Genomic DNA, 19,058 nt, shown 5'->3' on the forward strand with positions numbered 1-19,058 from the left:
TTCACACTTACGCAGCCTTGAATGGATAGACCATTCAGGAGGCAACCGCGTGACCAATTTCTCAGCCGTTACAACTGCCTACCGGGGCGCATGGGCGCGGCGGCGCGTGTTTGTGCCTGTTTATGTCGCCGTTCGGTTGCTGCTGGTTGCACTGATCGCTCCGGGCGTTGCCATCGCCGTCAATGTTGCTGTTTCATTGTCTGATCAATCGGCGCTGACGGATCAGGACATTGCGATGTTCCTGCTGTCACCAGCGGGCTTCATCGCCGCGGTTGTAGTTCTCAGCCTGTTCTTACTGGCCGAGGTCTTTGTCTTCTCGGTCATGGCCGGATCATTGCGGATGGGTGAGCGTGACCCTTGGCGCGCGGGCAGTGCTTCCATCCGGTTGATCCTGACGCGTTTACCTGCGCTTTTCGGCTTTGCCGCACGGTTCATTTTGCGTGTGCTGGTACTTGCGCTGCCTTTTGTCGCCGTGGCTGGCCTGATCGCCTGGTGGATGCTGACTGAATACGACATCAACTATTACCTCACCTTCCACCCGCCTTCATTCTGGGTGGCGGTAGTGCTGATCGGATTTGTGGTGCTGTGTCTGGCTTGGGTTCTGATCCGCAGGCTCTCGGCCTGGGCGCTGTCGCTGCACCTTGTATTATTTGAGGGCTGCAAACCCGCCGAGGCCTTCTCCGCCAGCACGGATCGAATGGAAGGCAAACGCGGTCGCCTAAAGATCGAGCTCGGCCTTTGGCTTGCGATGCGTCTCGTGATCGCCGCACTGATTGCCTTTGTGGCCGGACTGTTGTTCGATCTGGTGCCGTTGCAGGAAAGCACGAACCTGCGCTTTGCGCTGATCTTCAGTATGATCGTAGCGGGCCTCTGGTCGCTGGCTGGGCTTGTGCTTGCAGCCGTCGCTCTGGGAGCATTGGCGGTTCTGCTGGATGGGTTCTTCGACACACAAGGCCGAGAGGTTCCTCATCCCGAACCCGGCAACCTGCGCGCGCCGCTTTACGCTGTGGTCGGTGGCGCGGCAATCGCCCTGCTGATCGGGCTCTGGTCCGGGCAGGAGTTGCTGGTCCGCATTCAGGCCTCCGATCATGCGGATGTCATTGGTCATAGGGGTGCGGCGGCGATAAGGCCGGAAAATACCATGGCGGCTGTGTTGAAGGCTATCGAAGATGGCGCCGATTGGGTTGAGATCGACGTTCAGGAGACTGCGGATGGTGTGGTCATCATCGCGCATGACAGTGATTTCATGAAACTGGCGGGTGTGCCGCTCAAGGTCTGGGACGCGACCATGGAGGATGTAGCCGAGATCGATATCGGCAGCTGGTTCGGCCCCGAATATGCTTCGGAACGGACGCCCACGCTGCGGGATGTTCTGGAAGCTGCGAAGGGCAAGTCCAAGGTCATCATCGAGCTGAAATACTATGGCCATGACGTCGACCTGGAAAACCAAGTTGCCACGATTGTCGAGGAGCTGGATATGCAGGATGACATCGCCACCATGTCATTGAAATATCCGGCCGTGCAGAAGATGAAAGCGCTGCGCCCCGATTGGCGGGCAGGCGTTCTGGCCGCGACCGCCATCGGCAATCTGTCGGGGCTTGAGGGCGATTTTGTGGCCGTAAATGCGGCGACGGTGTCACCGGGCCTGATCCGCTCGGTCCATGAGGCGGGCAAGGACATCTATGTCTGGACGGTGAATGACCCGTTGCAGATGTCGGCGATGGCATCGATGGGGGTCGACGGGCTGATCACTGACCGCCCGGCCATGGCCCGTGAAGTGCTGCGTGTTCGTGCCGAGATGGGACCGGGCGAACGCCTGATGCTTTGGTTGGCGACGACATTCGGATTGTCCATTGATACTGCCGAGATGCGCGATGCGAACCCGTGAACTCACCCTCATTCTGGCCTGTTGCGCGCTGCCTGCAGCCGCGCAGGACCTGATGCGTAGCGTGGAAATGCCCGCTCACCGGGCGTTGGCCGACACGATAGAAGGCGCTGAACTGACCCCCTTCGAAACGGACGGCTGTTCGGGCGGATTATCTTCCAGCTGGCGCATGGTTGCCGAGACCTTTCCGAAGTTCAGTCTGCTTTATGAAGAACACCCGCCATGGGAGTACTGCTGCGTTACCCACGATCGCGCCTATTACAACGCAGGCGGCGCATCGCAGGCCGAGGCCAGCTTTGACGCCCGGCTCGCTGCCGATGACGCGCTGCGCACCTGTGTCAAAACCCACGGCGAAAGCCATGCTGATGAATATGCCGAACGCTATGATATGACGCCGGATCAAATCCGCTCGGTTCATTCGATCACCTCCGAGGCGATGTTTCTGGCCGTGCGTTTTGGGGGTGGTCCCTGCAGCGGGTTGCCCTGGCGCTGGGGGTTTGGTTATCCAGGCTGCACGATTTTTGGACCAACTGCGCGCGAATGACGTCGTGACAGGCCCTGAGTTTTGCATTATCCAACATTTCAAATACGCGAATTGGGATTCTAATAAACATGGCTGATCACAAGCACGGCGAGATGGACATCACCGTTCAAACAAAAACCTTTGACGGTTTCATCAAATTCACCACGTGGTGCGTGGTGGCAATTGTACTCCTTTGCCTGTTCCTGGCGGTCTTTGCGGCCTAAACGGTACACGAGGCGCATCTCTTGTTCAGGATTCTGATTGCCTGCCTGCTGGCAGTGACAGTTGCGGGTTGCGCGGGATCGCAGCGCCCGCAGGCTGATCCCTCGGAAATTGTGGCCCGGTCCTATCGTGATCCGGGGCCATCGACACTGACGCTTTATACGATGATCAGCACGCGCACCGGATCTGGGGCACACACGTCGCTGATGATCAGCGGCAGCGAGCGGGTCATATTTGATCCTGCCGGATCGTTCCGGGCGGATGTGGTGCCGATCAAGAATGATGTCCTTTATGGCATCACGCCAAATGTTGAACGCGCCTATCGTAGCAGTCATGCGCGCGAGACGCATTATGCCCGTATTCAGACGATCGAAGTGACGCCACAGCAGGCCGAGATCGCGCTGCAATTGGCCAAGCAGATGGGCCCGGTTTCGCAGGCTTTTTGTGCAAATTCGACCTCGCAGTTGCTGCAACAGGTCCCGGGGTTCGAGCAAATCAAAACAACATTCTACCCGGTGAAGCTATCCGATCAGTTTGGTCAGATTCCAGGCGTTGTCACCACGGATTATCGTGAGAATGACTCGGCTGATCTGCAGCAGGGGCTGGCGGAAAACAATGCGCGACTCAATCAGCTTGAAGCGGTCTCAACCAACTAGGTAAAGCAGACCGTAAAGCGTGGCGGCCCCTGAAAAGATGGCCGCTATGACGTTTTTCGTTACAATTCCCACCGTCAACGCAACTGCCGCAGCCGCCATGCGCGGCATATCCGGTTGTCCTTCGGTGGCCGTGGGCCAGACTACCAAAGGTGCGATCAGGGCAGGCAGAATCGCCACTGCTGTGTACCTCAGGTGCCGCAGAAGCCAGGGCGGCATCGGGCGGTCGCCAACCAGCCCGATAAAGGTAAAGCGCAGAAGGTAGCTGCCTATCGCCAGACCTACGATGATGATCCACATGGTTGTCGGGTCGATCTGCGTCATGACTTTTTCCGCTCTAACATCAATTCAGCCCGTGCACCTGCCATCATCCCGGCTATCCCTGCGATCAACAGTCCAAGATTGAACGGCACTGCCACGCACAGCAGGGCGACAACAATCGCCACCAGCGCGGCTACAACATGCGCCATGGTGCGCATCATTGGTCCGATCATGGACAAGAACGTGATCGGCAGCGCAAAATCCAGAGCCCAGCTTTCCGGAATCTGCGCCCCCAGAACAGCACCCAGATAAGTGGCGAGTATCCAAAGCGGCGTGATCGGCGTGACCGAGCCGACAAAGTACGCCATGCGCTGAGGCACGGACATATCCGGTTCTTTCTCGAATCGGACAATCGAACAGGCGTAAGACTGATCAACAATAAGATAGGCTCCAAGGGCCCGTTGCCACAGCGGAGCCGCCCCCAGATAAGGGGTCAGTGAAGCCGAATACATGGCCACCCGCAGGTTCACAGCCAGGGCCGAGATCAGAACGATAACCGTTGGTGTATTGTCCTGCAGCAATTGCAATGCGGTGAACTGAGCAGCGCCGGCAAACACGGTGGCGGAAAAGGCCATCGTCTGGATGATATCCAGCCCTGCTTCTGTGGCAAAAACACCAAACAGAAGGCCAAAGGGCATGGCGACGAAGATAAACGGCGTCCCGTCGCGAAAACCTTTCCAGAAGTATGACTTGGATGTGGCAGAGGCCATGGCTAAATCCTATGGTGACGCGAGCAGCAGTAGCCGTCTTGGGAAGGGGTTGCAATTGGCCACGGAGATCGACCTGTCAGACTACCTCATTGCGCCCGATCCGGGGGCTGCCCGCCTGACGCGCGGTGTCGAGGGTGTGGACCAGAATGGTGAGATAAGTCAGATCTCGGTGGTCGAGGAACGCCCGCTGACCATTTTCCTCAACTCACAGGAAATCGTGACGGCAATGACCATCGGCGACTATCCCGAATACCTTGCGCTCGGGTTTCTGCGTAATCAGGGGATGCTGCTTGCAGATGATGAAATTACTCGGGTCGACCATGACGACGATCTGGAAACCGTGGTCGTGCGTACGGCGCGTGAGACCTCATACGAGGACAAGCTGAAGAAGAAGACCCGTACCAGCGGTTGCGCAGTAGGCACTGTGTTCGGAGACATGATGGAGGGGCTAGAGGACGTGCGCCTGCCACAGGTCTCGGTGCGCACCTCGTGGCTGTATGAGTTGGCGTCCAAGATCAACCGCACCCCGTCTCTGTACCTTGAGGCGGGTGCCATCCATGGCACGGTGCTTTGCCATGAAAACCGGCCGTTGGTCTATATGGAAGACGTGGGCCGCCATAACGCGGTCGACAAGATCGCAGGCTGGATGCTCTCCGAGGGTGCGAGCGCGTCTGACAAGATCCTCTATACGACCGGTCGTTTGACCTCGGAAATGGTGATCAAAACGGCGATGATGGGCATCCCGGTTCTCGCTTCGCGATCTGGATTCACCGCCTGGGGTGTCGAGATCGCGCGCGAGGTCGGTTTGACTCTGATCGGCCGGATGCGCGGGCAGCGGTTCGTGTGTTTGTCGGGCGAAGACCGATTGGTGCGCGATGTTGATCCGTCGAGCGTGGCGATTGAGGACAAAAAACATCGCAGGAAAAGTGCCGATGGCTGAACAGTCGCAAAAACCGCTGGGGGTTATTCTGGCAGGCGGCCTCGCAACGCGGATGGGAGGCGGCGATAAAGGGCTGTTGCAGATCGGCGGGCAGAGCCTGCTGGATCGGGTGATAGACAGGCTGCGCCCTCAGGTCGGCGGGCTGGCTTTGAACGCCAACGGCGATGCCGAACGGTTTGCCCGCTTGAACTTGCCGGTTGTTTCGGACTCGATCGAGGGCTTTGCAGGGCCGCTGGCCGGTGTTTTGGCCGGGCTTGATTGGGCCGCTGAACAGGGAGCTCAATCTATCGTGACGGTTGCGGCGGATACTCCGTTCTTTCCGCATGATCTTGTGGCGCAACTGGTGCACGCATCCGAAGGTCAGAAATACCCCCTTGTCCTGGCAACCACCCCGCGCACGGGTGACGAGGCTTTGAAATCCGGCGGCGGCAAGCGGGTCAATCGGCACCCGACCTTTGGGCTCTGGCCGGTGGCATTGCGCGATGATCTGAGGGAGGCGTTGAACGCTGGATTGCGCAAGGTTGTCCTGTGGACTGACCAGCATGATGGGCGAGAGGCGCTGTTTTCGGCCCTGCCGTTTGATCCGTTCTTCAACGTCAACACTCCCGATGATCTGGCCCGCGCTGAAACCTTGTTGGAGCAGGAATGAGGGTCTACGGCGTCACCGGTTGGAAAAACGCGGGCAAAACCGGCCTAGTGGAACGGCTGGTGGCTGAAGTCACCGGACGTGGGTATACCGTTTCCACCGTTAAACATGCGCATCATTCCGTCGACGTCGACCAGCCGGGTACCGACAGCCAGCGGCATCGTGCGGCGGGTGCGTCCGAAGTGCTGTTGGCATCCGGCCAGCGGATCGCACTGATGCAGGAGTTGCGCGGTGCGCCCGAGCCGAGGCTGGACACCTTGCTGTCGCGTTTGTCTCCGGTCGATCTGGTGTTGATCGAAGGCTTCAAGCGCGAGCGTCACCCCAAGATCGAAGCGTTTCGCGCAGAACCCGGAAATCCGCTGATCGCCACGGATGATGACACGGTTCGCGCGGTTGCAAGTGATACGCCTTTGGAATTGGATTGCCCGGTGTTTGATCTGGATGATACGGCGGCCATTGCAGATTTTATCCTGGAAGAGGTCGGATTATGAGCACGCCGGATATCTCACCTCCGCCCTTGCGCAATGATTGTTTCGCCTTGCCTGCAGGGGTGAACTGGACACCCGTTGATGAGGCTCTGGCGCTTTTGCGAGACAGATTGTCGGTGGTAGCTGGGGTTGAAAACGTGCCCGTGATGCGGGCGGCGGGCCGAGTTCTGGCGGTGGACGTGTCGGCCAAACGATCAAACCCGCCTCAGCCCAACACCGCTGTCGATGGGTACGGATTTGCCGGTCCGGTGCCGGACGGACCCTGTGTCATGCCTTTGGTAGAGGGCCGGGCGGCCGCGGGTGTACCCTTTGACGGTGAGGTCCCAGAGGGCCATGCGATACGCATTCTTACCGGAGCTGCACTGCCAAAGGGTGTTAATACGGTCATATTGGAAGAGGATGTGACCTTTGATCAGGGGCACATTGCATTCCGAGGTCCGTTAAAACAGGGCGCGAACACGCGAAAGGCAGGCGAAGACGTGGTTGAAGGCGCGCTGACCTTGCCAGTTGGGCGGCGTTTAACACCAACGGATCTGGCGCTTTTGTCGGCGGTTGGTCTGACTGAGGTTTCTGTCCGCAAGGTTTTGCGGGTCGGAGTGCTATCGACCGGGGATGAGTTGGTCGAGCCGGGTGACAGCGCCGGACTGGGGCAGATTTATGATGCCAATCGTCCGATGCTGCTGTCACTGGCCGAGCGGATTGGATTCAAATCGGTTGATCTTGGGCGCGCCGAGGATGATCGCGCGGCGCTGAAACAGCATTTGGATCGCGCGGCTCAGCAAGTGGATGTAATCCTGACCAGTGGCGGGGCCTCCGCCGGCGATGAAGATCACGTCTCGGCATTATTGCGAGAGGCCGGGGCGATGCAGGAATGGCGCATCGCATTAAAACCCGGGCGACCATTGGCGCTGGGCATGTGGGATCAGACGCCGGTGTTTGGCTTGCCGGGCAATCCGGTGGCAGCACTGGTTTGCACGTTGATCTTTGCCTGCCCGGCACTGAACCTGCTGGCCGGTGCAGGCTGGCAAGAGCCGCAAGGCTTCGACGTGCCCGCCGCGTTCGAAAAGCGCAAGAAACCGGGGCGTCGCGAATATCTGCGGGCGCGCATCCGTGAAGGACAGGCCGAGGTATTCCATTCGGAAGGATCTGGCCGGATCAGCGGGCTGAGCTGGGCCGAAGGCTTGGTCGAAATCGAGGACGGTGCCCGCGATATCAAGCCCGGCGATCTGGTGAGGTTCATACCCTACGGGAATTTTGGGCTTTAATCGAACGTCCCTGCGACACGCCCCACCAGCATGAAGGCACGCGCTGTGCGGGTTTCGCTCAGGGCTGTAAGCTCGGCATCGCTGGCATTAGGTTCGAACTCGACGATCATATGGTCAAAGCGGCGCAGGAAATGGTGTGCGGCATCGCGAAAGATCGGATCCTGTTTCATCCGCGCCGCAGTCAGCGCCAGTGACGAACGGTCCCGAATGCCACCCAAGGCAGCCACCGACCGCCCGCGCGCGCCTTGGGCAAATTGCCGCCAGACTTCGGGTCGCGCCATATCGGGGCGCAGGTCATCCATATAGATGCCTTCCTGGCTGAGAAGGGTCAGAACATCTTGTGAGGCCTGCACAAGTTTCGAGGTCTTGCGATCTTTCAATGCAAGCCGCAGCGCGTTAAATCCCTCGGCATCGCTTTGCGTCTCGGGGAAGTTCAGGGCGCGGATAAAGATGTCGGTGGGCAACGGGGGCGCAATTTCTTCCGCTGAGGTGCCAAGTTCCAACGAAGTCTGATTGGCCATGTCCGACGCGGGCCTTTGGGTGCGCCCGGGTTCACCGCGATTGGTCGAGAATGTCGCCAGCGCGCTCTCGGTCTTTTTTGCGCTTTCGGCGATTTCATCCAGTTTCTTGCCGACCGTCGGCTCATACGTGCTTGCCGCGCGTTGTTGCTGAACGACATAGCTGTTGCGGATCGCATCGATGGCTGTCTGCAGGCGGGCGCTTTCTTCGCGCATCACTCGGCTGGCGCGCATCGCAAGGGCTGCGACCCAGATCATTGCGACCGGCATGAACACCGCCAGGAAGGTGACGATGAACCCTCCTTGTTGCCCGCCGGGCAGTACCAGAAACACGACCGACACCACCAGCCAGATCAGGCTGAGAACAACTGCTGCAATCTCGATCTCGGTGACCGAACGGTGCGCCGGACGGTCGTAGATACCCAGCGAGGTGGGTTTCTCGGGTTCTTGCTCAGGTTCAGACCCTGACATGACAAACGCTCCGGTCAGGCGTATTCGATACTCAGAACTTCATAAGAGCGCACGCCTCCGGGGGTGCGGACCTCGACACTGTCGCCTTCTTCTTTGCCAATCAGGGCGCGGGCGATGGGGGATTTGATGTTCAGAAGGCCCGCTTCGATATTGGCCTCATACTCACCTACGATCTGCCAGGTCTTTTCTTCGTCGGTATCTTCATCCACCAACGTGACCTTCGCGCCGAACTTGATGGCCCCTGACAGTTTGGCCGGATCAATGACATCTGCCAGCGACAGGATGCCTTCAAGCTCTTTGATGCGGCCTTCGATAAAGCCCTGCTTTTCGCGCGCCGAGTGGTATTCGGCGTTTTCTTTCAGGTCGCCCAGTTCGCGGGCTGAGGCAATCGCCTCGATGATCGCCGGGCGCTCGACGGATTTCAGATTCTTCAGCTCTGCCTCGAGCGCGGCATTGCCCGAAGGCGTCATGGGGATCTTTTCCATTGTCTTGTCGTCCACGCAGAAATTGTTACGCCCCGCCGCACAATAGCGTCGGGGCGAAGGATGGGTTGGCAATTACCTGACCCAAATGAGGCGTGAATTGCAAGAGGGGAGGTGTGCGTTGTCAGTAAACTCGCAACTTAGCGCCGCCGTTCCGGGGGGCGGGTGCGCCTGTGGCGATGTCCCAACAATTCTCCACTTCGCCAACGGCTGGCTTCGTGCCCAAGCCACAGCAGTTCAATCATACTGAACCACTTCGAATTCGATGCCATTGTCATCTTCGAAATAGAACCGCTTGCCTGGCTCATAGTCTGCGTGGTTGTGCGGTTCAAATCCCGCTTTGCGGACCTTTTCTTCGGTGGCGTCGATATCCTCGACCAGCACACCTACATGGTTCAAGCCGCCCACGAAATCATAGCTGTTTTCGCCTGATGGCTTGGGATCGCCGGGGGCGTAGAGTGCCAGATAGGTATGTGGGCTGCCCACATGCACCGTATAGCCACCGGCAATAGCAGGGCCTTCCCAGCGTGTTTTCCAGTCGAAGACTTTCTGCATCCACGCCGCAGATGCCTTTGGGTCGCGGACCGTGAAATTAGTATGTTCCAGCGTCGCCATCATGGGATTCTCCTTCCAATTTGAGGCTTGTCCCGACTCACTGTAATTTCTAAACCTAACTTTAGGTCAAGAGATTTCTTTGGGAGGATGTAATGGTTGTTTCGGAAGGTCTGGCGATTGGAGCATTGGCCCGGCGCACCGGGTTGGCGGTGTCGGCGATCCGATACTACGAGGCGCAAGGTTTGATATCTCCATGGCGTAACGCGGGTGGGCAGCGGCGTTATCAGCGCGCCGATATCCGACGGCTAAGCTTTGTGATGATCGCGCAGCAATTCGGTCTGACTTTGCCCGAGATCCGCGAGGTATTGTCGGGCTTGCCAGGAAACCGCACACCGACGCCTCAGGACTGGAAGAGTATCAGCGAACGGCTGCGCACGCATCTGGATCAGCGAATCGATACGCTGATGCGACTGCGCGACAATCTGGATGGATGTATCGGTTGCGGCTGCCTCAGCCTGCCGAAATGCAAGCTTTACAACCCCGATGACAGGGCCAAATCCCATGGTAGCGGTCCCAGATACCTCATGGGGGACGCACCCGAAGCCTGAAGTGTCGAATAGCGGCGTTGTTACGCCGTGTTTCGATTGACCAAAGTCTTTATGACCATGTAATCAGCCGTGAAACAATATTGCGCCGACCGCATAAAGAAAGCGCCAATTCGGAAAGTTAGCTAAGGAGCCCGCGATGGCCGAGATTGAACGCGAAGCGATGGAATATGACGTGGTGATCGTGGGTGCTGGCCCTGCGGGACTGTCTGCGGCCATCCGCCTGAAACAGCTGGATGCCGACCTGAACGTCGTGGTTCTAGAGAAGGGTTCAGAAGTGGGTGCGCATATCCTGTCGGGTGCGGTGCTGGACCCTTGTGGTCTGGATGCTCTGATCCCCGATTGGAAGGAAAAGGGTGCCCCGCTGAACGTGCCTGTGCATGAAGACAATTTCTACATGCTGGGCGAGGCTGGCAAGATCCGCATCCCCAATTTCCCGATGCCGCCGCTGATGAACAACCACGGCAACTACATCGTCTCGATGGGCAATGTCTGCCGCTGGATGGCAGAGCAGGCCGAAGAACTAGGCGTCGAAATCTTCCCCGGCATGGCCTGTTCCGAGCTGGTCTACGGTGAGAACGGTGAAGTCAAAGGCGTTGTAGCCGGTGTATTTGGTCTGGAGCCAGACGGATCCTACGGCCCCAACACCGAACCGGGCATGGAACTGCATGGTAAATATGTCTTTCTGTCGGAAGGCGTGCGCGGCTCACTGTCCAAGGAAGTCATCGCCAAATACGACCTGTCTGCCGGTAAAGAGCCGCAGAAATACGGCGTTGGCATGAAAGAGATCTGGGAGATTGATCCAGCCAAGCACAAAGAAGGCTCGGTCACGCACACCATGGGTTGGCCGCTGGGCAGCAACGCGGGTGGCGGGTCGTTCATCTATCACCTTGAAAACAATCAGGTCTATGTCGGTTTTGTGGTCCACCTTAACTACAAGAACCCGCACCTGTACCCCTACATGGAATTCCAGCGCTTCAAGCATCACCCGATGGTGGCTGACCTGCTTAAGGGCGGCAAGCGTGTGGCTTATGGTGCCCGCGCGATCACCGAGGGTGGCTACCAGTCGATGCCGAAACTGGTCGCACCGGGTGTTGCGCTGTTGGGTTGCTCGGCGGGCATGGTCAACGTGCCGCGCATCAAGGGCAACCACAACGCGATGCTGTCAGGCAAGGCCGCGGCCGAGGCCGCCTATGATGCCATCAAGGCCGAGCGTTCGGGTGATGAGCTGACCGCTTATGAGGCCAACGTTCGCGATGGTGCAATCGGCTCGGATCTGAAGAAGGTGCGCAACGTCAAACCTCTTTGGTCGAAATACGGCCTGACCGCCAGCCTGGTACTGGGCGGTATGGACATGTGGACCAATACGCTGGGCTTCTCGCTGTTGGGCACGCTGGGCCACGGCAAGAACGACGCGGAATCGACCGAAGATGCCAGCAAGCATCAACCCATCGACTACCCGAAACCCGATGGCACACTGTCCTTTGACCGCCTGACGAACGTATCGTTTGCGGCCACCAATCACGAGGAAAGCCAGCCTTGCCATCTGAAACTGGCCGACCCGGACATCCCGGTTAAGGTCAACCTGCCCAAATTCGACGAGCCGGCACAGCGTTACTGCCCCGCAGGCGTCTATGAGATGGTCGAGGATGAAGACGGGCCGCGATTCGTGATCAACTTCCAGAACTGTGTTCACTGCAAGACCTGTGACATCAAGGATCCCAGCCAGAACATCACCTGGACTACACCGCAGGGCGGCGACGGGCCGAACTACCCCAATATGTAGGCAAGAACACGGGCGTTGGCAGGGTCGTGAAGGCTCTGCCATTGCCTCTCGCCCAGCAAAGCCCTAGCTTGTCGGTCAGTCAACGACAGCAAGGCAGATTATCAGTGGTTTCCCTGGTTCGACGCGCGGCTCTGGCCGTGATCCTCAGTTCTTCAATCGCGTTTCCTGCGGTATCGGATACCGGATCGGGGTCGTATTTGGCCGGGCGTCAGGCGATTTATGAGAGCGACTATCCCGCTGCCGAGCGTTACTATGCGCAGGCGCTTCGCGCTGATCCCCAAAATCCGAAGCTGCTGGAAAATGTGGTCGTCGCCCGGCTCGCCTTGGGTGAGATTGAGCGGGCCCTGACCGTCGCCGAAGTTATCGAGGAAAATGAACTGCCCAGCCAGGCCGCTCGGATGGTGATCGCCGCCAATCTGGTGGCAGATGGCAAGCTGGATGAATTTCTGGCCCGCGATCCCGAAACGCAAGGGGTTGGACCGCTCGTTGATGGCCTGATGATTGCTTGGGCTCATATGGGGCAAGGCGCCATGACCAAAGCGATGGAACAATTTGACGTTGTTACCACGCAGGAAGGTCTGAAAGAATTTGCACTTTATCACAAGGCCATGGCGTTGGCGTCAATCGGAGACTTTGAGGGGGCCGAGGCGATCCTTGCCGCAGATGATGGCCTGGTCGCCCGTTTTTCACGCCGGGCTGCGCTGGCGCGTGCCGAAGTGCTGTCGCAGCTGGATCGCAACGACGATGCGCTGGAATTTCTGGATAACGTCTTTGCCGCCGTCAGTGATCCGACCATCGAAGGTTACGTCACCCGGCTGTCTAATGGCGAAACGCTGCCCTTTACCCATGTCCGTTCTGCACAGGATGGCATGGCCGAGGTTTTCTTTACCGTTGGCGCTGCGCTGAGTGCGGAGGCCGCGCAGGATTATGTTCTGCTATATGCCCGCGTCGCGGCGTTTCTGCGGCCTGACCATATTGATGCGCTTTTGCTAAGCGCTGAGTTGTTGGATGGGCTGGAACAATATGATCTGGCGGTTGATGTCTATCGGCAGGTGCCTCCGGACAGCAGCGATTATCATGCCGCCGAGCTGGGGCGCGCCGAGGTCCTCAGTCGCTCTGACAGAAAAGAAGCTGCCGCCGAGGTCCTGCAAAACCTTGCCGCTCAAAGCCCTGATTTGCCCGGTGTGCATGTAGCCTTGGCCGACCTGCGGCGCCAGCAAGAGGATTACGCGGCAGCGGTCACCTCTTACGACAAGGCGATTGGCCTGACGGAAGAGGGTGCAGGCGGAAACTGGTTCCTGCATTATGCCCGCGGGATATCGCATGAACGTCTGAAGAACTGGGACGAGGCCGAGGCCGATTTCCGCCGCGCGCTTGAGTTGAACCCGGACCAACCACAGGTGCTGAACTATCTCGGGTATTCGCTGGTCGAGCGGCGCGAGAAATTGGACGAAGCGTTGAATATGATCGAACGCGCAGTCGCAGCGCGCCCTGACAGCGGCTATATCGTTGACAGCTTGGGCTGGGTGTTGTTCCGCCTGGGCCGGTACGACGAAGCAGTCGACCACATGGAGCGCGCCGTTGAACTGATGCCGGTCGATCCGGTGGTAAATGACCATCTGGGCGATGTTTACTGGGCCGTAGGTCGCGGGCGTGAAGCCGAGTTCCAGTGGAAACGAGCACTATCTTTCATTGATCCTGAAGATACCGACGGTGAAGCCGATCCTGAACGCATCCGCCGCAAGATTGAAGTCGGATTGGATGCGGTTCTGGCCGAGGAAGGTGCCGAACCCCTGAAGGTCGCCAATGAAGGCTGAGGCATTTGCCCCCGCCAAGATCAACCTGACCCTGCATGTGACCGGCCAACGCGCGGATGGCTATCATCTGCTTGATTCGTTGGTGGCCTTTGCCGATGTTGGGGATCAGTTGAGCCTCAGTTCCGGCCCCGAGCTGTCTCTGTCGGTCACGGGTGAGTTTTCGGATGGCGTACCGACCGATGATCGCAATCTGGTCTGGCAGGCCGCCGAGGCCGCAGGCTGGACCGGTCGCATTCATCTGAACAAACAACTGCCGCACGGTGGCGGTGTCGGGGGCGGCTCCTCGGATGCTGCGGCGGTTTTGCGCACCGTGAAGAAGGGGGGAGAGTGGCCCGATAGCGTGTCGCTGTCGCTCGGCGCGGATGTCCCGGTATGCATACATGCTGCTGCAGCGCGTATGCGCGGGATTGGTGAACAGATTGAGCCGATGGCGTTGCCGCCCCTCCCGGCGCTTTTGGTCAATCCGGGTATTGAAGTTCCCACCGGCCCGGTGTTTTCCGCTTTGCACAGCAGAGACAACGCACCGATGCCTGCTGAGATCCCTGCATTCAAAACACCGGAAGACTGCGCCACGTGGTTGCAGGTTCAGCGGAATGATTTAGAGGCACCTGCAATATCTGTAGCGCCGGGCATTGCGGAGGTCATAGCGGCGTTGGAAGGCACCCGAGACGCGTTGATGGTTCGTATGTCGGGTTCAGGCTCAACCTGTTTCGCACTTTTTCCAACGCTCAAAGCAGCCCATTTTGCCGCCTATGAGATCGGCGCGGCCCAACCCGGTTGGTGGTGCCGCGCAACGACGCTCAGTTAAGGCGCGATACGACGTAATCGGCCAGATCGCCTAACAGGGTGCGGATTTCGTGATCCGGAAGAGGCGCCAGCGCAGCCTTGGCCTTGGCCGCCCAACCAAACGCATCCGCGCGGGTTGCATCCAGCGTGCTGTATTTGGCCATCAGCGACAAAGCGTGATCCAGATCACCCTCTTCCTGCCGCCCGCGACCGATCGTCCGTTCCCAAAACGCGTGTTCCTCGGCAGTTGCCTGAGCCACGGCTTTGATCACTGGCAGGGTCAATTTGCGTTCACGGAAGTCGTCGCCGACGTTTTTGCCTGTGGCCGCACTATCGCCCTGATAATCCAAAAGATCATCTGCGATCTGGAACGCGATTCCAAGCGCGTCGCCATAGTCATACAGCGCCTTGACCTGCGCCTCGGTCGCGCCTGCGATCACACCACCCACTTCGGTTGCGGCAGAAAACAGCGCCGCCGTTTTGCCGCGCACAACCTGCAGGTAGACACCTTCATCCGTGCCCAGATCGGTGGCTGCTGTCATCTGCAGCACCTCGCCTTCGGCAATTGTGGCCGATGCATTTGCAAGGATATCCAGAACCCGCAACGAACCGGTTTCGACCATCAACTGGAAGCTGCGGGAAAACAGGTAATCGCCAACCAGAACACTGGATTTATTGTCCCATAGCAGGTTTGCCGTGGGTCGCCCGCGCCGCTGCCCGCTTTCATCGACGACATCGTCATGCAGCAGGGTTGCGGTATGAATGAACTCGACCGTTGCAGCCAGCTTGACGTGATGGTCGCCTGAATAGCCGAACAGCTGCGCCGCCGCCAGGGTCAGCATCGGGCGCAGACGCTTTCCGCCCGCCTCGACCAGGTGCGCGGTCACTTCGGGAATGCGCGGGGCATGTTCCGACGCCATACGCGTCCGAATCAGCGTATTTACTGCTGCCATTTCGCCCGCAAGCATCTCTGCCAGACGCTCATGCGGTTTCGAGATCGTGCTGACGTTCATCACTCTCCTGATACAAGGCTCGACATCCCTGTCACCTTGCCCTTACATCCATCCCCATGAAAGAACTATTGCGCAGCACCGATCCGACAATCCTAGCCTTTGCAACGGCTCTCCTTGAGGGCGAGGATATAGACTGCTTTCAGATGGACGTAAATATGAGCATCCTAGAAGGCGGCATCGGAATCTTTCCCCGTCGCCTAATGGTGCGGGCAGATGATCTGACCCGCGCCGAACGGGTCATGCGCGATAACGAGATCCCGCTGGGGCGATGAGCAGCTTTTCCGACAGTGATCTGACCTGCAATGATTTTCTGGGCGGGCGTGTGCGTCTGTGGCAGCCGCGCTCAGGATATCGTGCAGGGGTCGATCCGGTCTTACTGGCGGCATCGGTCCCGGCACAAGCTGGCCAGTCGGTGCTGGAATTGGGCTGCGGGGCAGGGGCTGCTATTCAGTGCCTAATGGCGCGAGTGCCGCACCTGAAGGCAACTGGGGTTGAACTGCAGGCTGGCTATGCAGATCTGGCCCGCCGCAATTCGGAACAAAACGCAGCGATCACCGTGGTTGAGGCGGATTTGAACGCACTACCGAATGATCTGCGACAAGAACAGTTCGATCATGTGATCGCCAATCCGCCCTACTACCGGGCAGGCGCGCACAGCCCTGCCACCGACGCGGGTCGGCAGATCGCACTAGGTGAAGACACGCCGCTTAAGGACTGGATCAGTGTCGCCGCTCGACGTCTGGCGCCGCGCGGTTATCTTCACATGATCCAGAGGGCAGACCGGCTGCCCGATATGCTTGCGGGGTGCGCGGGCCGCTTGGGCTCGATTCAGGTGCTACCTCTGGCCCCTCGTGCGGATCGCGCGTCCGAGCTGGTGATTTTGCGTGCCAGAAAGGGCGGGCGCGCCGCATTTCGGCTACACGCACCGCTGATTCTGCACCTCGGTGACCGGCACGTAGAAGACGGCGAAAGCTATACCCCAAAGGTTTCGGCGGTGTTGCGCGATCGGGCGGATTTGACCGGGCACTTTGCCTGATCGGCAATGACCAGCCGAATTTGTCGGATTTATTATAGATTTCGTGCGTCTGCAGCGTGACAGGCTGGAAATGATGTGATCAACTTCCTACGTGACACTTACAAACCAGAGAAGGAGGACCGCCATGAGCGTGAGCGCACATCTGACGGAGTTGAAGAAAAAACACGAAATTCTCGGTCTTGAAGTGGAAGAAGCGCAACGCTCACCTGGTATTGACGATCTCCATATCGCACAGCTGAAAAAGCAAAAGCTGAAGCTAAAAGAAGAGATCGAGCGCCTGTCGACCTAAGGTTCTAGGCCTTCAGGCTGGCGCGGGCCGCGATGGCAGCGCCACCGGTGACAAACAAGGCCGCGATCGCCAGGCCCCAGGACGGGGCGGCGATCCCGGCCAGAACCAACACAAGCGTCGATAGCAAAGGTGCCGCGTATGAGGCGGTGCCCAGTATTTGAATGTCCCCGCGCTTGACGCCGATATCCCAGACATAGAACGCCAGCCCAACCGGTCCCAGGCCAAGTGCAAGGGTCGAGGCCCAGCCAAATGTACCTTGCGGCCAGATCGTTTCTTCCACCGTGAAATGCAAGGCCCATGAGGCGATCGCCGTCAAAATGCAGAACACCGCGACCGAACTTGTCGGCACATCACCCAGCCGTCGCGATAGAACCGAGTAGCTGGACCATGTAAGCGCGCACAGCAAGGCCAGCCCGTAGCCGGGCAGATGCTGGACCTGAAATCCTGCGCTGCCACCACCCGTGATGATGACGGCGGCTCCAGCAAAGCCAAGGCAGGCTCCGATAAGGTGACCAGGTTTCAGATGTTCTCCGGGCAGCAGACCTGACAGAAGAACGATCAGCAAAGGCCAGAGATAAGCGATAAGCCCAGCCTCGGCTGCAGGGGCCATGCGAAGGGCTGAAAAGTACAGCGCGTGGTAGCCAAAAAGGCCAATTGATCCAAGCAGGTATGTTGTCCACGCGACCCGACGCAGTTGACCCAGCCCGCCGCTGGCGAATGTCCAAATCAGACCCAGCGTACCGCCGATGGTAAAACAGATCGCGTTCAACAACAAAGGCGGCGTCGGGGCCGAACCCACAGTGAACAGCGCCAGCAGAGACCATAGCAAAACGGCGACAAAACCAATCGCGGTCGCGCCCATTCTGCTCATTCACCAGCTACCTTCTCAACAGGGATGATTTCAAACTCATCCGATATATGCGCGGTCTTTTCAATCTCGGATATGAACCAGTCGCGGAACGCTGCGATCTGCGGTCGCTTCTCTGCCCCTTGCAGGCAGAGGAAACGAAATCGCCCGGCGGTCTCCAGTGCCACTTTGAACGGCGCGACCAGTCGCCCTTCGGTCAGGTCTTTCAGGATCATGGCGCGCCGCCCCAGAACCACGCCCACCCCGGCCACGGCAGCGTCGATGGCGTGATCGGCGTTCGAAAAATGCGCCCCATGGGTCGGAGTGAAATCCAATCCAACCGCACGGAACCACGCGGGCCAGTCGCAACGCGGCTTGAGGAAACTGATCGAATCGTCATGGATCAGGGGGGCGTCGCGCAACGACGCTGGCGTGGGGAATTGTTCGGCCAGCTCCGGGGTCATAACCGGTGTCAGCCATTCCTTGCGGACGGGAACGGAATAGAGCCCCTCATCCGGCCCATAGCCAAAGCGGATCGCCACGTCCACGTCATCGCGTTCGAGGTCCATGTTGCGCAGAGTGGCCGAGAATTTCAGGTCAATCCCCGGATTTGCACGGGCGAACTCATAAAGGCGCGGAGCCAGCCATTTTGCTGTCAGGGCAGGGCCTGCTGTAACCGTGAGGCTTGTTTCATCCTGCAGCCTCCGCGTCGCTTGCCACGCGGCTTGCAGGGCGGCAAAGCCATCTGCTGTTCCGGGTGCCAATGTGCGCCCAGCTTCGGTCAGCTCGACGGCGCGATTGAGCCGGCGAAACACGGGGTGGCCCAGATGCTCTTCTAACGACTTGATTTGAAAGGACAGGGCAGCCGGGGTCACGTTCAGCTCCTCCGCCGCCTTGGCAAACGACATATGTCGTGCGGCGGCATCGAAGGCGCGCAAAGCAGTCAGCGGAGGCAGGCGGTCGGTCATGGCGGTTAAGTTTTTCTGAACTGAAGGATCGAAAACTCTCGTTTGTGTAATTTAAAATCAAAGGCCATGTTGATGGCAAGACAAATCCAACTTGATTGAGAAGGGTTCAGCATGATCGAGATGACAACAAACCCAGCCATTCAGAACGCCATTCACCGCGCGCATGAAGAGCGCGGCAAGGCGGTTGTAGGATTCTGGTCCTGGCTATTCGGTTCCCGCTGATCGCAGCGCG

The 19,058-nt window shown here is 58.7% G+C and carries 23 protein-coding genes; 15 read left to right on the forward strand and 8 right to left on the reverse strand.

Annotated features, from left to right (window positions below):
• Positions 1-49: 49 nt before the first annotated feature.
• The 4 genes from ACR0BI_RS16135 (at position 50) to ACR0BI_RS16150 (ending at position 3,286) form a co-directional block, all read left to right on the forward strand.
• Positions 50-1,888 (forward strand): glycerophosphodiester phosphodiesterase family protein, encoded by a 1,839-nt coding sequence (locus ACR0BI_RS16135; RefSeq protein WP_480562796.1) that lies wholly within the window; start codon positions 50-52, stop codon positions 1,886-1,888.
• Entirely contained in the window at positions 1,875-2,429 is a 555-nt protein-coding gene (locus ACR0BI_RS16140; protein WP_170423670.1) for a hypothetical protein, read from the forward strand. Before ACR0BI_RS16135 ends, ACR0BI_RS16140 begins: the two co-directional genes overlap by 14 nt.
• Before the next feature lie 68 nt (positions 2,430-2,497).
• A complete protein-coding gene (locus ACR0BI_RS16145) occupies positions 2,498-2,632 on the forward strand; it encodes an aa3-type cytochrome c oxidase subunit IV (RefSeq protein WP_170395707.1) in 135 nt (44 codons plus the stop codon).
• A 21-nt stretch (positions 2,633-2,653) separates the two neighbouring features.
• Positions 2,654-3,286: a hypothetical protein gene (locus ACR0BI_RS16150; RefSeq protein WP_170395709.1), complete on the forward strand. Its 633-nt coding sequence runs from the start codon at positions 2,654-2,656 to the stop codon at positions 3,284-3,286.
• On the opposite strand, the gene ACR0BI_RS16155 is transcribed toward ACR0BI_RS16150, so the two are convergent.
• Positions 3,275-3,607 (reverse strand): AzlD domain-containing protein, encoded by a 333-nt coding sequence (locus tag ACR0BI_RS16155; protein WP_170395711.1) that lies wholly within the window; start codon positions 3,605-3,607, stop codon positions 3,275-3,277. The genes ACR0BI_RS16150 and ACR0BI_RS16155 overlap by 12 nt on opposite strands.
• Positions 3,604-4,314: an AzlC family ABC transporter permease gene (locus ACR0BI_RS16160; RefSeq protein ID WP_170408370.1), complete on the reverse strand. Its 711-nt coding sequence runs from the start codon at positions 4,312-4,314 to the stop codon at positions 3,604-3,606. Before ACR0BI_RS16160 ends, ACR0BI_RS16155 begins: the two co-directional genes overlap by 4 nt.
• On the opposite strand from ACR0BI_RS16160, the gene ACR0BI_RS16165 reads away from it, so the two are divergent.
• The 4 genes from ACR0BI_RS16165 to ACR0BI_RS16180 are packed head-to-tail and all read left to right on the forward strand — an operon-like array spanning position 4,313 to position 7,653.
• The gene (locus ACR0BI_RS16165) at positions 4,313-5,254 is read left to right on the forward strand and encodes a formate dehydrogenase accessory sulfurtransferase FdhD (protein WP_480878857.1); all 942 of its coding nucleotides are present in this window, start codon (positions 4,313-4,315) and stop codon (positions 5,252-5,254) included. The two genes, ACR0BI_RS16160 and ACR0BI_RS16165, sit on opposite strands and share 2 nt — an antisense overlap.
• A complete protein-coding gene (mobA, locus tag ACR0BI_RS16170) occupies positions 5,247-5,903 on the forward strand; it encodes a molybdenum cofactor guanylyltransferase MobA (protein WP_480562797.1) in 657 nt (218 codons plus the stop codon). The genes ACR0BI_RS16165 and mobA overlap by 8 nt, the downstream gene beginning before the upstream one ends.
• Positions 5,900-6,391 carry a molybdopterin-guanine dinucleotide biosynthesis protein B gene (gene mobB, locus ACR0BI_RS16175; RefSeq protein ID WP_170566241.1) on the forward strand — a complete coding sequence of 164 codons (492 nt, stop codon included), beginning with the start codon at positions 5,900-5,902 and terminating at the stop codon, positions 6,389-6,391. Before mobA ends, mobB begins: the two co-directional genes overlap by 4 nt.
• Positions 6,388-7,653, forward strand: coding sequence for a molybdenum cofactor synthesis domain-containing protein (locus tag ACR0BI_RS16180; RefSeq protein WP_480562798.1), 1,266 nt, complete (start codon positions 6,388-6,390; stop codon positions 7,651-7,653). Before mobB ends, ACR0BI_RS16180 begins: the two co-directional genes overlap by 4 nt.
• Here ACR0BI_RS16180 and ACR0BI_RS16185 read toward each other — a convergent pair.
• From ACR0BI_RS16185 to ACR0BI_RS16195, 3 genes are all read right to left on the reverse strand, one after another.
• Positions 7,650-8,642, reverse strand: a complete 993-nt coding sequence (locus ACR0BI_RS16185; protein WP_170612841.1) for a hypothetical protein — start codon at positions 8,640-8,642, stop codon at positions 7,650-7,652. The genes ACR0BI_RS16180 and ACR0BI_RS16185 overlap by 4 nt on opposite strands.
• Positions 8,643-8,656: 14 nt before the next feature.
• Positions 8,657-9,127: a transcription elongation factor GreA gene (gene greA / locus ACR0BI_RS16190; protein ID WP_170395722.1), complete on the reverse strand. Its 471-nt coding sequence runs from the start codon at positions 9,125-9,127 to the stop codon at positions 8,657-8,659.
• A gap of 234 nt (positions 9,128-9,361) precedes the next feature.
• Positions 9,362-9,742 (reverse strand): VOC family protein, encoded by a 381-nt coding sequence (locus ACR0BI_RS16195; protein ID WP_170408363.1) that lies wholly within the window; start codon positions 9,740-9,742, stop codon positions 9,362-9,364.
• An 89-nt stretch (positions 9,743-9,831) separates the two neighbouring features.
• On the opposite strand from ACR0BI_RS16195, the gene soxR reads away from it, so the two are divergent.
• The 4 genes from soxR (at position 9,832) to ACR0BI_RS16215 (ending at position 14,695) form a co-directional block, all read left to right on the forward strand.
• On the forward strand, positions 9,832-10,287 hold the full coding sequence (soxR, locus tag ACR0BI_RS16200; RefSeq protein WP_170395726.1) for a redox-sensitive transcriptional activator SoxR: 456 nt from the start codon (positions 9,832-9,834) through the stop codon (positions 10,285-10,287).
• 136 nt (positions 10,288-10,423) lie between these two features.
• Entirely contained in the window at positions 10,424-12,070 is a 1,647-nt protein-coding gene (locus ACR0BI_RS16205; protein ID WP_170513865.1) for an electron transfer flavoprotein-ubiquinone oxidoreductase, read from the forward strand.
• Between the two features lie 104 nt (positions 12,071-12,174).
• Positions 12,175-13,887 carry a tetratricopeptide repeat protein gene (locus ACR0BI_RS16210; RefSeq protein WP_480562799.1) on the forward strand — a complete coding sequence of 571 codons (1,713 nt, stop codon included), beginning with the start codon at positions 12,175-12,177 and terminating at the stop codon, positions 13,885-13,887.
• Entirely contained in the window at positions 13,877-14,695 is an 819-nt protein-coding gene (locus ACR0BI_RS16215; RefSeq protein ID WP_170395733.1) for a 4-(cytidine 5'-diphospho)-2-C-methyl-D-erythritol kinase, read from the forward strand. Before ACR0BI_RS16210 ends, ACR0BI_RS16215 begins: the two co-directional genes overlap by 11 nt.
• Here the strand turns inward: ACR0BI_RS16215 and ACR0BI_RS16220 are convergent.
• Positions 14,688-15,686, reverse strand: a complete 999-nt coding sequence (locus tag ACR0BI_RS16220) for a polyprenyl synthetase family protein (protein WP_170395734.1) — start codon at positions 15,684-15,686, stop codon at positions 14,688-14,690. The two genes, ACR0BI_RS16215 and ACR0BI_RS16220, sit on opposite strands and share 8 nt — an antisense overlap.
• A gap of 56 nt (positions 15,687-15,742) precedes the next feature.
• On the opposite strand from ACR0BI_RS16220, the gene ACR0BI_RS16225 reads away from it, so the two are divergent.
• The 3 genes from ACR0BI_RS16225 (at position 15,743) to ACR0BI_RS16235 (ending at position 17,011) form a co-directional block, all read left to right on the forward strand.
• Entirely contained in the window at positions 15,743-15,958 is a 216-nt protein-coding gene (locus tag ACR0BI_RS16225) for a putative signal transducing protein (protein ID WP_008755664.1), read from the forward strand.
• Positions 15,955-16,722, forward strand: a complete 768-nt coding sequence (locus tag ACR0BI_RS16230) for a tRNA1(Val) (adenine(37)-N6)-methyltransferase (RefSeq protein ID WP_223117530.1) — start codon at positions 15,955-15,957, stop codon at positions 16,720-16,722. Before ACR0BI_RS16225 ends, ACR0BI_RS16230 begins: the two co-directional genes overlap by 4 nt.
• Before the next feature lie 124 nt (positions 16,723-16,846).
• Complete coding sequence (locus ACR0BI_RS16235) at positions 16,847-17,011, forward strand: YdcH family protein (protein ID WP_170395738.1); 165 nt, start codon at positions 16,847-16,849, stop codon at positions 17,009-17,011.
• Between the two features lie 4 nt (positions 17,012-17,015).
• On the opposite strand, the gene yddG is transcribed toward ACR0BI_RS16235, so the two are convergent.
• Complete coding sequence (yddG, locus tag ACR0BI_RS16240; protein WP_480562800.1) at positions 17,016-17,882, reverse strand: aromatic amino acid exporter YddG; 867 nt, start codon at positions 17,880-17,882, stop codon at positions 17,016-17,018.
• The gene (locus tag ACR0BI_RS16245; RefSeq protein ID WP_170513880.1) at positions 17,879-18,826 is read right to left on the reverse strand and encodes a transcriptional regulator GcvA; all 948 of its coding nucleotides are present in this window, start codon (positions 18,824-18,826) and stop codon (positions 17,879-17,881) included. Before ACR0BI_RS16245 ends, yddG begins: the two co-directional genes overlap by 4 nt.
• Between the last annotated feature and the right edge of the window lie 232 nt (positions 18,827-19,058).

Source organism: Ruegeria sp. E5, assembly GCF_056534105.1.